This is a genomic window from Cellulomonas sp. B6, from assembly GCF_001462455.1.
Taxonomy (GTDB): domain Bacteria; phylum Actinomycetota; class Actinomycetes; order Actinomycetales; family Cellulomonadaceae; genus Cellulomonas.
Genome location: NZ_LNTD01000110.1, coordinates 1 through 12,305, shown reverse-complemented (window position 1 = coordinate 12,305; position 12,305 = coordinate 1). Strand labels below are relative to the sequence as shown.

Annotated in this window: 12 protein-coding genes and 1 other RNA gene; 7 read left to right on the top strand and 6 right to left on the bottom strand. The window is 75.5% G+C overall.

The annotated features are described in order from the left end of the window. Window positions 1-173: 173 nt before the first annotated feature. The gene (locus tag ATM99_RS10720) at window positions 174-1,565 is read right to left on the bottom strand and encodes an MFS transporter (protein WP_062102911.1); all 1,392 of its coding nucleotides are present in this window, start codon (window positions 1,563-1,565) and stop codon (window positions 174-176) included. 56 nt (window positions 1,566-1,621) lie between these two features. On the opposite strand from ATM99_RS10720, the gene ATM99_RS18625 reads away from it, so the two are divergent. From ATM99_RS18625 to ATM99_RS10705, 4 genes are all read left to right on the top strand, one after another. Continuing rightward, window positions 1,622-1,798 (top strand): CopG family transcriptional regulator, encoded by a 177-nt coding sequence (locus ATM99_RS18625; protein ID WP_082659592.1) that lies wholly within the window; start codon window positions 1,622-1,624, stop codon window positions 1,796-1,798. Continuing rightward, complete coding sequence (locus ATM99_RS10715; RefSeq protein WP_062102910.1) at window positions 1,795-2,511, top strand: hypothetical protein; 717 nt, start codon at window positions 1,795-1,797, stop codon at window positions 2,509-2,511. The genes ATM99_RS18625 and ATM99_RS10715 overlap by 4 nt, the downstream gene beginning before the upstream one ends. A 185-nt stretch (window positions 2,512-2,696) precedes the next feature. Further along, window positions 2,697-3,713 (top strand): NADP-dependent oxidoreductase, encoded by a 1,017-nt coding sequence (locus ATM99_RS10710; protein ID WP_062102909.1) that lies wholly within the window; start codon window positions 2,697-2,699, stop codon window positions 3,711-3,713. A 197-nt stretch (window positions 3,714-3,910) separates the two neighbouring features. Further along, a complete protein-coding gene (locus ATM99_RS10705) occupies window positions 3,911-4,876 on the top strand; it encodes a GGDEF domain-containing protein (RefSeq protein ID WP_062102908.1) in 966 nt (321 codons plus the stop codon). A 64-nt stretch (window positions 4,877-4,940) separates the two neighbouring features. Here ATM99_RS10705 and ATM99_RS10700 read toward each other — a convergent pair whose 3' ends face one another. The 3 genes from ATM99_RS10700 to ATM99_RS10690 all read right to left on the bottom strand — a co-directional run bounded on the left by ATM99_RS10700 (window position 4,941) and on the right by ATM99_RS10690 (window position 7,369). Continuing rightward, a complete protein-coding gene (locus ATM99_RS10700) occupies window positions 4,941-6,155 on the bottom strand; it encodes an amidohydrolase family protein (RefSeq protein ID WP_062102907.1) in 1,215 nt (404 codons plus the stop codon). 228 nt (window positions 6,156-6,383) lie between these two features. Further along, window positions 6,384-6,750, bottom strand: a transfer-messenger RNA (tmRNA) gene (ssrA, locus tag ATM99_RS10695). Between the two features lie 145 nt (window positions 6,751-6,895). Further along, a complete protein-coding gene (locus ATM99_RS10690; protein WP_062102906.1) occupies window positions 6,896-7,369 on the bottom strand; it encodes a hypothetical protein in 474 nt (157 codons plus the stop codon). Window positions 7,370-7,495: 126 nt separating this feature from the next. Between ATM99_RS10690 and ATM99_RS10685 the strand changes: the two genes are divergently transcribed. Next, a complete protein-coding gene (locus ATM99_RS10685; RefSeq protein WP_062102905.1) occupies window positions 7,496-8,557 on the top strand; it encodes an ATP-dependent DNA ligase in 1,062 nt (353 codons plus the stop codon). A gap of 97 nt (window positions 8,558-8,654) precedes the next feature. Continuing rightward, window positions 8,655-9,425 (top strand): hypothetical protein, encoded by a 771-nt coding sequence (locus ATM99_RS10680; RefSeq protein WP_150118247.1) that lies wholly within the window; start codon window positions 8,655-8,657, stop codon window positions 9,423-9,425. Here the strand turns inward: ATM99_RS10680 and ATM99_RS10675 are convergent. Together ATM99_RS10675 and ATM99_RS10670 are read right to left on the bottom strand one after the other, a co-directional pair. After that, on the bottom strand, window positions 9,397-10,179 hold the full coding sequence (locus tag ATM99_RS10675; protein ID WP_082659590.1) for a YwiC-like family protein: 783 nt from the start codon (window positions 10,177-10,179) through the stop codon (window positions 9,397-9,399). The two genes, ATM99_RS10680 and ATM99_RS10675, sit on opposite strands and share 29 nt — an antisense overlap. Before the next feature lie 303 nt (window positions 10,180-10,482). Further along, window positions 10,483-10,716: a DUF6480 family protein gene (locus ATM99_RS10670; protein ID WP_062102903.1), complete on the bottom strand. Its 234-nt coding sequence runs from the start codon at window positions 10,714-10,716 to the stop codon at window positions 10,483-10,485. Window positions 10,717-10,922: 206 nt separating this feature from the next. Between ATM99_RS10670 and ATM99_RS10665 the strand changes: the two genes are divergently transcribed. After that, window positions 10,923-12,272, top strand: coding sequence for an NAD(P)/FAD-dependent oxidoreductase (locus ATM99_RS10665; protein ID WP_062102902.1), 1,350 nt, complete (start codon window positions 10,923-10,925; stop codon window positions 12,270-12,272). The last annotated feature ends 33 nt before the right edge of the window (window positions 12,273-12,305 follow it).

Below are 12,305 nucleotides of genomic sequence, written 5' to 3'. Positions count from 1 at the left end.
CCCCACCAGCAGCGTCGTGGCCACGCTACGTGGTCCGTGGGGGTTCGTCGTGCCCCGTCCCACCCTTCATGGGGACCGCTCGGGGACGAACGCCGCGTATCGGGACGGGACGCCCCGCCGAGGTGCGCGGGGACCGGGTGAAAGCCGGTGGGCCCGGCCTGGCCCGCGACGGTTCAGGCGCGAGCGGCGGCGGCCAGCCGGCGCACGGCCAGCAGCCCGACGACGACGAGCGCGACGTACAGCGCGGTGGCGCGCGCCCGGGGGTCCTCGACGAGACCGAGCCCGGAGCCGAGCCACGTGAACGCGGTGGTGCTCGCGAGCGCGAGCCCGACGGACTCGGCGAGCACGACGGCGGTCGCCGCGTGCGCGTCCGTGAGGCCGTCGTCGGGGTCGGGACGGGTCAGGCAGCGACCGAGGAGGTCGGGGTAGAGCGAGCCCATGCCGCCGCCGAGCAGCGCGGCGCCGAGCACGAGCCCGGCCGTCGCCGCGGTCGCGCCCGAGGCCACGACGGTCGTCGTGAGGACCACGAGGACGCCCCCGAGCAGGCTGAGCCCCGCGCTCCTGCTGCGGACGGCGAACCGGCGGTCGTCGAGGGCGGGGCGCGTGCCGGTCCACAGCCCGCAGACCGCCCACGTGAGGCCGGGCACGGCGATGACGACGCCGTACTGGTGCGGCGCGAGGCCGAGCGCGTCGTGCGCCACGACGGACAGCACGAGCGTCGAGCCGAAGTAGGCGGCGGCGACCGCGAGGAGGGCCGACAGGCCGGCTCGTCGCCCGCCGCGGGCGTGCAGCGTGCCGGCGGGCAGCAGCGCGGCGACGGCGCGGAGCATCAGCGCGGCTCCGACGAGGACCGCGAGCGCGGACCAGGCGCCGAGGGGCGCCGCGAGCGCCGCGGACCCGGCGGCGAGCACCGCGGCCCACCCCCACGGGACCCGTTCGCCGCTCGTGCCGTCGTGGTCGCCCGGCACGGAGCCCGCGGCGACGGCGCGCGCGGCGACGGCGCGCGCGGCCACGAGCAGCGGGAGGTGGAGCACCATCGCCCAGCGCCAGCCGAGGGACTGCGACACGGCGACGGCGTACAGCGGCCCGAGCAGGGACGAGACCACCCAGGTGCCGGACATGCCCGCGAGCACGAGCTGCCGGTGCCGCGCCGGGAGACCACGGACGATCGCGCCCATGCTCACCGTCGCGAGGGCGCCCGAGGCGAGCGACCGCACCACGGTCCCGGCGACGACGACGCCCATCGACGGTGCGAGCGCGCAGGTCACGGCACCGAGGATCGTGACGCCCGTGAACGTCAGCAGCAGCCGGTCGAGGCGGAACCGGGCGAGCAGCCAGGCGCCGGCGGGCAGCACGAGGAACATGGGCGCCTGCGCGGCGGCGTCGAGCGGGCCGTAGAGGTGCGTGCCGTCGAGCTCCGCCGCGAGCAGCGGGAGCACCGTCTGCGTCACGTAGCCCTGCATGCCCGCGAGCAGCTCGATCGCGAGCAGCGACGCCGCGAGCATCCCGACGGCGACGCCGTGGCGCCGCGGCTCGGGCCCGGGCGCGCGGGTCGGCTGGGCCATGGAAGAATGCTAGCAACATAGCGCCTCCACGGTCGGTCGGTTGCTAGCGTGATCGCATGCCGGCAGCAGCGAAGGTCCAGTTCAACGTGTACCTGCCACCCGACCTCGTGCGCGCCGTCAAGCACCGCGCGATCGACGAGGACGCGTCGCTGTCCGACCTCGTGCGCCGCGCGCTCGAGCGCTACCTCGACCGACCCGACGCCACCCCCGCCCGAGACGGGGACGCGTCGTGATCGCCCGCCCGGTCGAGGTGACGCACCACGTCGACGCGTGGTGCACGCTGCTGCGCGCACTCGGCGCGACGGCGCTGCTCGCCGACGGACGGGCGGAGGTGCTGCTCGGCTCCGGACGGGTGGCGCTGCGGCCACCGTCGGCGTCCGAGGAGTGCGGGACGCGCCTGGGGTTCGCCGTCGCCGCGTCCGACGTCACCGACCTCGCGGCGGCGCTGCCCGCCGCGGGCGCACGGCTGACGGCGGTCGACGCGACGACGTGGCGCGTGACGGCCGCCGACGGCACGGCGCTCACGCTGACCGACGCGGCGGCGACGCCGATCGGGGACGCCGGCGCCGCGCGAACGGACGCACCCGTCGTCGAACCGCTCTGGTACACGCCCGACGTCCCCGCCGCCGTCGGCGTGCTCACGGCCCTGGGCCTGCGCCGCCGGATCGCGTCGACCTCGGGCGGCTGGGTCGACCTGGAGGCGCCGGGAGGCGGCCTGACCGCCGCGCACCGTGACGCGGTCGTGCGCGCCGAGCTCGCGTTCGAGCACCCGGACCTCGACGCGCTGCTGACGCGCGTCACCGCCGCGGGCGTCGAGGCAGCGCTCGTCGACGAGGCCTACGGCCGGTCGCTGCGCCTGCCGCACCCGGACTCCCCCGCGGACCCGACGCGGGCCGTGTTCGTCAACGAGGCCCAGCGGGACTTGTACGGCTTCACGCGCGCCTGAGGTCGTGGGGCGGGACACACCCCGGCGACTTGCGGACCGATCGGTCCACTATATAGTGGACCGATCAGTCCATAAAGGTGGCACCGGCGTGCGCACCGCCCGACCCGACGCGCCCCCGCGCACGGGCGTCACACCCCGACACGCACGCCCGCTCGGCACCCCCGGCCCGTCATCGGAGCACACGCATGTTCACCAGCACCCAGGTCCAGCTCGTCGCCCGCCCGTCCGGGTGGCCGACCCACGACGACTTCCGCACCGTGCAGGTCACGCACGACGCGCTGCAGGACGGCGAGGTCCGCGTCCGCAACGAGTTCGTCTCGGTCGACCCGTACATGCGCGGCCGCATGAACGACACCCGCTCCTACGTCGCGCCGTACGCGCTCGGCGAGACCATCACCGGCGGTGCGATCGGTCGCGTCGTCGAGTCGGCCGACGCGTCCCTGCCCGTCGGCACCGTCGTGCTGCACCAGCACGGCTGGAGCGACGCCGTGCAGGCCCCCGCCGCCACGTTCCGCGCGGTCGCCGAGATCCCCGGCGTGCCGCTGTCGGTGCACCTGCACGTCCTGGGCATGACGGGCCTCACCGCGTACGTCGGGCTCACCGCGATCGCCGGCCTGCGCGAGGGCGACACCGTGTTCGTCTCCGGCGCGGCCGGGGCCGTCGGGTCGAGCGTCGGCCAGATCGCGAAGCTGCTCGGCGCGGGCCGCGTCATCGGCTCGGCCGGCAGCGCCGAGAAGGTCGAGGCGCTCACGTCGCGCTTCGGCTACGACGCCGCGTTCAACTACAAGGACGGCGACGTGCGCGGCCAGCTCGCCGCCGCCGCGCCCGACGGCATCGACGTGTTCTTCGACAACGTGGGCGGCGACCACCTCGAGGCCGCGCTCGACGCGTTCAACGACGGCGGCCGCGCCGCGCTGTGCGGTGCGATCTCCGGCTACAACACGACCACCCGCGCGCCGGGGCCGGACAACCTCGCGAACATCATCACGCGCGCCCTCACCCTCAAGGGCTTCACGCTCGCCGGGTACCTGCACCTCGCGCCCGAGTTCACGCAGGCCATGACCGGCTGGTTCGGCGCCGGAGAGATCGCGTACGACGAGACGGTCGTCGACGGCATCGAGCACACCGTCGACGCGTTCCTCGACATGATGCGTGGCGCGAACACCGGCAAGATGCTCGTCCGCGTCGGGCCCGCCGCCTGACCGGCGCCGCACGACCGCCGCCGCGTCCGGACGTCCGCCGACGATCCCGGACGCCCGAGAGGCCCGCACCCGACGGTGCGGGCCTCTGCGCGTCCCGCGCCGGCACGGTGCCGACCGTGCACGTCCACCCGCGCCGTGAGCGGTCTCACCCGTCCGGCCCGGTCACAGCGGGGGCGTCGGGTGTCGATAATCCGAGCATGGGTCTGGTCGACGAGTCGATGCCGCGGCTGCACGGGGGTCGCGGGCTGCTGGCCGTGACGTTCGGCGTCATGGCGGTCATCGTGCTGGTCGCGCTCGGCTGGTCGGTCAACCCGCACGCGTCCGTCGTGCCCTGGCTCGCGGTCGGGGCACTGCTCGGCGTGCTGTCGGCGCTGACGCTGCTGCTGCCCGACCGGCCCTGGACGCAGCCCGCGATGCTCGCGGCGGGCATGGTCGGCCTCGGCGTGCTCGTCGCGTCCTGCCGGACGGCCGAGGGCATGATCTCGGTGTCGCTCGGGCTCATCACCGCGGCCCAGCTCGCGGCGTTCAGCTTTCCCCCGCGCCAGGCCGTGCCGCTGGTCGGGTTCGCGCTCGTCGTGACCACCGTCGCGATGGCCGACGCACCCGCGACGTTCCACCCCATGTCCTGGGTGGCGGTCACGGTGGTGACGATCGCGTCGACGTCGCTGCTCGGGTACGTCACGCACTGGCTGCGTCACCACGCGACGACCGACGACCTGACGGGCGCGCTCACGCGCCGCACCCTGTTCGAGCGCGTCGGCGCGCTGCTGCGCGACGCCCAGCGCACCGGCGCGCCGCTGGCGGTGGTGTCGGCGGACGTCGACGACTTCAAGGCCATCAACGACACGCAGGGGCACCACGCGGGCGACGAGGTGCTCGCGTCCCTCGTGGCGACCTGGCGCTCGACGGTCGACGGGTCCGCGGCCGTCATCGGCCGCACGGGCGGCGACGAGTTCCTCCTCGCACTCCCCGGCTACGACGAGGCGCAGGCCACCGCCTGGGTGGAGCGCGCACGCGCGGTCTCTCCCGCGCCGTGGAGCGCGGGCGTCGCCGTCGCGCGCGCCGACGACGCCGTGCCGGGGCTGCTGCGACGCGCCGACGACGCGCTGTACGCGACGAAGCACGCCCGCGCCGGGGCGCCACGGGAGCAGCGCGGGGGGTGAGCCTCGCCGCCCGCAGCCCGGACGTCGACGACGGCGGGTCTCCTGACCGCGGACCGGCTGGTCGTCACTCCCACGGCCGCGCGGCGAGCGCGTCCAGGTCGACGACCCGGCCACCGGCGACCACGGCGGCGCGCGGCACGCGCCGAACCAGCGCGTCCATCGGGTTCTCGGCGTCGAGCAGCACGACGTCCGCGCGCGCGCCGGGCACCAGGTCGTGCACCTCGTCGGTCACGAACGGCGCGCCGTCGCGGGTGGCGATCTCGACGACCCGGCGCAGGTCCTCGTCCCGCACCACGCCGCCCGCGCGGGCGTACTGCCACGCGATGCCGAGCAGGTCGCCGTCGCCGTAGGGGCTCCACAGGTCCCGGATGCCGTCGGTGCCGAACCCGAAGCGCACCCCGGCCGCGTCCATCTCCGCCAGCGGGAGCTGCCGCATCCGCACGGGCGCGACCGTCGTCATCGTGACGCCGAGCGCGCCCATCCGGTCGAGCAGGTCGCGACGCCGCACGGGGTCGACGTCGACGACCGCGAACCCGTGCGCGACGTTGACCTTGCCGGGCGCGATCCCGTCCCGCTCCACGCGGTCGAGGATCAGCTCGATCTCGAACGCGCCCAGGTCGCCGGGCTCGTGCAGGTGGATGTCCAGCCCGCACCCGTGCTCCGCGGCGATCCGGAACAGCCCGTCGAGCTGCCCCACCGGGTCCCGGTCGATCAGCGCCGGGTCGAGGCCGCCCACGTGCTCCGCACCCGCGGCGGCGGCCCGCTCCAGCAGCTCCAGCACGCCCGGCCGGCGCAGCACGCCGTCCTGCGGGAACGCCACGACGGTCAGCTCGATCGCGCCGTCCAGCGCGGCGGCCGCCTCGCGCACCGCGTCGATGCCGCGCAGCCCCACCCCGAGGTCGACGTCGACGTGCGTCCGCACCCGCGTGGTGCCGGTGCGCAGGTACTCGCGCAGCACGCGCTCGGCGACGGGCGCGCTCGGGATGCCGAGCTCGTCGCGACGGGCGCGCTCGTGCGCGATCCGCCCCTGCGTGCCGCCCTCGCCGCCGTAGGACTGCCACGGCAGACCCCACCAGCTCTTGTCGGCGTGCGCGTGCGTGTTCACCAGACCGGGCAGCGCGAGCAGCCCACGCCCGTCGACGACCTCGACGCCCGCCGTCGCCCCGTCCTGCGTGGGCCGGACCCAGACGATGCGGTCCCCCGCGACGCCCACGTCGGACGGGTCACCGCCCCACGGCCGCACGTCCCGGATGATCAGCGTCGCGTCGTCGTGTGCCACCGGACCATCGTGCCAGCGGGGCTCGGGTACCCCGCACGCGCTGGTGCTCTCGCAGTCCCGCACGGCGGTCACCCCCCGTCCACGCGAGCGGTCGCGATCACGTCCCGGTCCCGCGCCGTCGCCGCAGCGCCCCGGACGCACGAAGAGCCCGCCGTCGCCGGCGGGCTCTTCGTCTGCTTGCTGTCCGAACCGCTGATCGCTCGCGTGTGGACGTGAGCGAGAGCGTCATGGTGGAGGTGGCGGGAATCGAACCCGCGTCCGATGACGTGGGACCAGGGCTTCTCCGGGTGCAGTCCGCAGGAGATTTTCTCAGCCCCCACGATCACGCGGACAAGACGTGGACGGGCTCAGTCGGCTAAGAGTCCCGCCCGCCCCACCGACGAGGACGGACAGCAGTGGCTCTCTAGATGACGCCGGGAACTAGACCGAGAGCATGTCTAGGCCGACGGACTTCGAGGCTCGCTCAGGCGGCGAGGGCGAAGTCGGTGCGCTTGGAATCGGCACCTATGAGTCGCACGGAGCGTTTACGAGATAACCGTGCATCCTCGACCCGCTTCACCTGGCTCGACGATCACCGTCGAAACCGATCACCCCCATGGGTGTGTTCAGTTGTCAAGCAGTCGCCGTCCGCCCTGGTGGGGGCGTCCGACGAGGTCCAGCGTACGTCACAACCCGGGTCGCGTCGCCGTGATTCCCGACGCGGTGAGCGGGCGGTCCGGCCGTGCTGTGAGGCGGAGCGGTCAGGCGCCCCCCTCCATCCCGCGCGGTCCCGACGAGCCGTCGTCGAACCCGCGGGGCAGGTCGCCGCGCCCGGGGCCGCCGCGCTCCCCCGGGCCTTGCCCGCCGAGCTCACGCTCGGTGCCGCCGGGGTACCCGCCCGGCCCGTGGTGCCCGGGCCCGCCGGCGAGGAACCCGACCAGCGCGACCCCGCCGCCGCCCGTCACGAGGCCGACCAGGAGCGCCGCACCAGCGAGCAGCGCGGTGACACCCGCACCGACCGTGCGGCGCGGGCGCGCGACGGGTGCCGCCGGGGGCGGCACCGGCGCAGCCGCCGCGGGTGCGACGGTCGGCGGCGGGTCGGCGGGAGCGGTCGGCGGCGGGCCGGCGGGGGCGGTCGGGCCCGGTGCCGACGCGGCGGGTGCCGCGCCACTGACAGGGTCGACGGGGTCGACGGGGCGGCCCTGGCCGTGCGACGGGGTGCTCTGCTGCTCCACGGTGTCCTCCTCGGGGCGCCCGGCGGCGCCTGCTGCCACCAGGACACCGCTCCGACCCGGGCGGAGGCTGGGACGCACCTGCCGGTCTCCTGTGCGCGTGTCGGTGCCGTGCCGCACGATGGGCGGATGGACCTGCCGGTGATGCCGCCCGTCGCGCCGATGCTCGCGAAGTCCGTCAAGGAGATCCCGGACGTGGGGCACGTCGAGCCGAAGTGGGACGGGTTCCGCACGATCGTGTTCCGCGACGGCGACGACGTCGAGCTCGGCAGCCGCAACGAGAAGCCGATGACGCGGTACTTCCCCGAGCTCGTCGAGGCGCTGCGCGCGAACCTCCCCGAGCGCTGCGTGGTCGACGGCGAGATCGTGCTGGTGACGGGCGACCGGCTCGACTTCGACGCGCTGCAGCAGCGCATCCACCCCGCGGCGAGCCGCGTGAAGCTGCTGTCCGAGCAGACGCCGGTGTCGTTCGTCGCGTTCGACCTGCTCGCGCTCGGTGACGACGACCTCACGAGCCGGCCGTTCGCCGAGCGCCGCGCGCTGCTCGTCGAGGCGTTGGCCGACGCCCACCCGCCCGTGCACGTGACGCCCGCGACCGGTGACCTCGCCGAGGCGCGGCGCTGGTTCGAGCAGTTCGAGGGCGCGGGTCTCGACGGCGTCGTCGCCAAGCCGCTCGACGGCACGTACCAGCCCGACAAGCGCGCGATGTTCAAGATCAAGCACGAGCGCACGGCGGACTGCGTGGTCGCGGGCTTCCGCTGGCACAAGTCCGGCGACGTGGTCGGGTCGTTGCTGCTGGGCCTGTGGGCCGACGACGGGCACCTGCAGCACGTCGGCGTCAGTGCGTCGTTCCCCATGGCCCGCCGCGCCACGCTGCTCGACGACCTCGCGCCGTACCGCGACGTCGACCTCGCCGAGCACCCGTGGGGCGGCTGGGCCGACCAGCAGGCGCACGCCGGGCAGCGCCTGCCGGGCGCCGTGAGCCGCTGGAACGCGACCAAGGACCTGTCGTTCGTGCCGCTGCGCCCCGAGCTGGTCGTCGAGGTCGCCTACGACCACATGGAGGGCGACCGGTTCCGGCACACCGCGCAGTTCCGTCGGTGGCGTCCCGACCGCGACCCGCGCTCGTGCACGTACGCGCAGCTCGACGAGCCCGTGCGGTTCGACCTCGCGGAGATCCTCGGCACCTGACGCACCGGGGCTCGCACGTCGTGCAGCGCACGTCTCGTGCCCGGGTGGCCCACCGACCGCGCACCCGGGGCACCGCCGCGTCACTACGGTGTCGGCCGTGGCACGCGGAGGAGATCAGAGGACCCCAGACGTCGACCCCCTGGTCACCTCACGCGCCGCCGGCGTCCCGTGGCGCTCGCTGCCCTGGTGGGCGCCCGTCACCGCGCTCGTCATGTCCCTCACGGCTCGCACCCTGGGGCCGTCGGGCGACAGCGGCTCGCTGGTCTCGGCCGTGGTCACGGCGGTGGCCGTCGTCGTGATGCTCGTCGGCACGTGGCGCCTGACGTCGGGCCCGCGGTGGGCCCGCTGCTACGACACGACCGTCACGTCCGTGTGGTGGTCGTTGGCGCTCGGCCTGGCCCACGCCTGTCTGCTGGGGGTCGTCGCGGCGACGGTCGGCTTCGAGTCGCCGTGGGGCGACGCGCTGCTCGTCGCGACCGGCGTCCACCTGGTGTGGCCGGTCGTGGCTCTGGCCCTGGGCGTCCCGGCGATGCTTCTCGGCGGCATCGCGCTGCTCGCCGGGGTCGCGGCGCGGTCCGTCGGCGGGGACCGCGTCGTGGCCATCGGCGTCGTCGTCACCCTCGCAGGACTCGCCCTGCTGATCGGTGGCGGCACGGTCGACGCCCTGACGGCCGCGGAGTCCGGTGGCGGCACGACCCGCGGCCTCCTCCCGCTGCTGGTCGACGCGTGGACGCGGCCGGGCCCGGGGCCGATGACCGTCCGGACCGGGTCGATCACCGCGCTCGTCGGGATCGTCACGATGCTGCTCGGCTTCCGTGTCCCTCCCCGGGCCGGCGACGTCACACCCGCAGCAGCACCGCCACCGTGACGACCATGGTCGCGAGGACCTCGCCCGCGCCGATCGGGCCGGGACGCAGCCGCGGCCACCGCCACGGCACGACGACGGCACGCAGCGCGAGCAGCGCGCCGACCGCGCCGAGCACGGGGTCGACGAGCGCCCCGAGTACCGCGACCACGACGTGGTACACGACGGACACGCGGCGCACGCGCGGGTCGTCGCGGTCGCGGATGAGGCACTTCACGTACGGGACGGTGCCCAGGAAGTACGCGGCGAGCACCGCCGTGGCGGTCCACAGCCGGCCGGGTGCGACCACCGACGTGCTGAGCCCGGCGGCGACGGGCGTCAGCAGGGCCGCCGCGAGAATCGTGACGGTGTCGTTCCACCACGACCGGTCGGCCCGCCGCAGCGACGCCACGAGGCTCACGCCGAGCAGCACCGCGAACGCCGGCGACCACAGCAGCAGCCGCGGAGCCGACGCCACGAGCGCGGCCAGCAGCACGACACCGGCACCCCCGTAGACGAGGACCGGGCGCACGTACCGTGCGCGGCGCCCCGACCGGAGCCAGATCCCCGCGGCGTGGTACGCGAGGTACCCGACGAGCCACGCCGCCATCAGCAGCGCGTGCCGCCAGGTCCAGCCGGCCATCGTGGCGCCGACCACCGGCGGGACCACGAGCATCGCCCACGCCCCGTGCTGCCGCGGCACCCAGCCCTGCGACGGCCGGCGGCGTCGCGGGGTCCGCGGCACGGTCGCCGTCACGGACGTCGGCGGTGCGGTCATCGGGTCACGCTAACGGTGGGCCCACGTCGCGTACCCGGGACGGTGGTCCCTCGCGCGCAGCCGTGCCCGGCGGCTCGCCGTCCTGGCGCCCTGCCGAGCGCGTGACCGAGCCCGGCTGTCACCGACGACCGTCGATGCCGTGTGGCGTTGCGGCCACCTGACAGCCGCAACGCCACACACTCCCCGCGCCGGAGGACCCGCTCCGACGCCGGACCGCCCGGGGCACCCTGTCCGGCGTCGCACCGGCCACCGCCGTCGACGCACGTGCCAAGCCCGCACGTCGTGACCCGCTACCGTGTCGCGTCAGTCCGCGAGGCCCACCACGTACCCGACGAAGAACAGACCCACGAGCACCGCCGCGACGCCGATCACGGCGTACGCCACCCAGTTCGCGCCGGTCGACCCGGTCGGCGGCTGCCGGTCCGACGCACCCGAGGTCGACGACTCCCCCGGGGGCGTGTCCCCGGGGGCGACCGACCCGCCGGGCTCGAGGCCGGGCGTGGTGTCGGGGTCCGGGTCGGGGGTGCTGGCCGTCATGCGGGTCCTCTCGTCGGCGTCCCTCCCACGCTCGCCCGCGCGCGCCCGATCAGCAACCCGAACGCGCCACGGCCGACCGCGCTGCGGGCGCCGGGTCCACCGGGCGCGCCGCGCCCGCACGCGTCGGCGCCGCCCATCGACGCGCGCGCGACGGACCGCGCCCGTAGCGTCGAGGGACGACCCCCGACCGCGACCAGGAGGCCGCCATGACAGCGACGCAGCGCCCGCACGACGTGGTCGTGGTCGGCTCCGGGTTCGGCGGCCTGTTCGCGACGCGCGCGCTCGCGGACGTGCCCGGCGTGCGCGTCACGGTGGTCAGCGGCGTCAACCACCACCTCTTCCAGCCCCTGCTCTACCAGGTGGCGACGGGGATCCTGTCGTCGGGCGAGATCGCACCCGCGACGCGCGACGTGCTGCGGCGCCAGCGCAACGCACGCGTCCTGCTGGGCGTGGTCGAGGACGTCGACCTCGACGCGCGCGAGGTCGTGCACCGCTCACCGCTGGGCGAGGTCCGCACGCGCTACGACTCGTTGGTCGTGGCGGCGGGCGCCGGGCAGTCGTACTTCGGGCGCGACGAGTTCGCCGAGCACGCACCCGGCCTCAAGAGCCTCGACGACGCGATGGAGGTCCGCGCGCGCGTCCTCGGGGCGTTCGAGCTCGCCGAGCTCACGGACGACCGCGACGCGCTCGACCGGCTCCTGACGTTCGTCGTGGTCGGTGCGGGCCCGACGGGCGTCGAGATGGCCGGGCAGGTCGCCGAGCTCGCGCACCGCGTGCTGCCGGGGCAGTTCCGCCGCGCCGACCCGGCCCGCGCACGCGTGCTCCTCGTCGACCCCGTGGAGCACGTGCTGCCCGGGTACCCGCAGCGGCTCGCGTCGGCCGCGGCGCGCGAGCTCGACCGCCTGGGCGTCGAGCTGTGGACGGGGTGGAAGGTCGTCGAGCTCGATGCGCGGTCGGTGACCGTCGAGGACGCCGACGGGCGCCGCCGCGAGATCCCGTCGGTGTGCAAGGTGTGGGCGGCGGGCGTCGCGGGCGCTCCGCTCGGGCGCGTGCTCGCCGAGCGGGCAGGTGCCGAGACGGACCGCGCCGGGCGCGTGCGCGTCACGCCGGACTGCACGCTGCCGGGCCACCCCGAGGTCTTCGTCGTCGGGGACCTCATGAGCCTGGAGGACCTGCCGGGCGTCGCGCAAGTCGCGATCCAGAGCGGGCAGCACGCGGCCGGGCAGATCGCCGCTCGCGTGCGCGGCGAGCCGACCGGGCAGCGGTTCGTGTACCGCGACAAGGGCAGCATGGCGACGGTGTCGCGGTTCTTCGCGGTCGCGCAGGTGGGCCCGGTGCGCACCGCGGGCGTGCTCGCGTGGGCGCTGTGGCTCGGCGTGCACCTGGTCTACCTGGTCGGGTTCAAGAACCGGCTCACGACGCTGCTGCACTGGGCGGTGTCGTTCGTCGGTCGGGGTCGCGCGGAGCGCGCGTCGACGTGGCAGCAGGTGGTGGCCCGCAACGTGCTGCGCCGCACGGGCGACGCCGCGCTCGGTGCCCGCGACGCGGCCGGCTGACCCGACGGGGCGTACCCGCGCCGCACGCGTCAC

Excerpts from the sequence above, each read along its gene's own strand:
- ATM99_RS10685 (WP_062102905.1), top strand. The coding sequence starts at position 7,496 with ATGGACCTGCCGGTGATGCCGCCCGTCGCGCCGATGCTCGCGAAGTCC.
- ATM99_RS10710 (WP_062102909.1), top strand. The coding sequence starts at position 2,697 with ATGTTCACCAGCACCCAGGTCCAGCTCGTCGCCCGCCCGTCCGGGTGG.
- ATM99_RS10705 (WP_062102908.1), top strand. The coding sequence starts at position 3,911 with ATGGGTCTGGTCGACGAGTCGATGCCGCGGCTGCACGGGGGTCGCGGG.
- ATM99_RS18625 (WP_082659592.1), top strand. The coding sequence starts at position 1,622 with ATGCCGGCAGCAGCGAAGGTCCAGTTCAACGTGTACCTGCCACCCGAC.
- ATM99_RS10665 (WP_062102902.1), top strand. The coding sequence starts at position 10,923 with ATGACAGCGACGCAGCGCCCGCACGACGTGGTCGTGGTCGGCTCCGGG.
- ATM99_RS10720 (WP_062102911.1), bottom strand. The coding sequence starts at position 1,565 with ATGGCCCAGCCGACCCGCGCGCCCGGGCCCGAGCCGCGGCGCCACGGC.
- ATM99_RS10675 (WP_082659590.1), bottom strand. The coding sequence starts at position 10,179 with ATGACCGCACCGCCGACGTCCGTGACGGCGACCGTGCCGCGGACCCCG.
- ATM99_RS10670 (WP_062102903.1), bottom strand. The coding sequence starts at position 10,716 with ATGACGGCCAGCACCCCCGACCCGGACCCCGACACCACGCCCGGCCTC.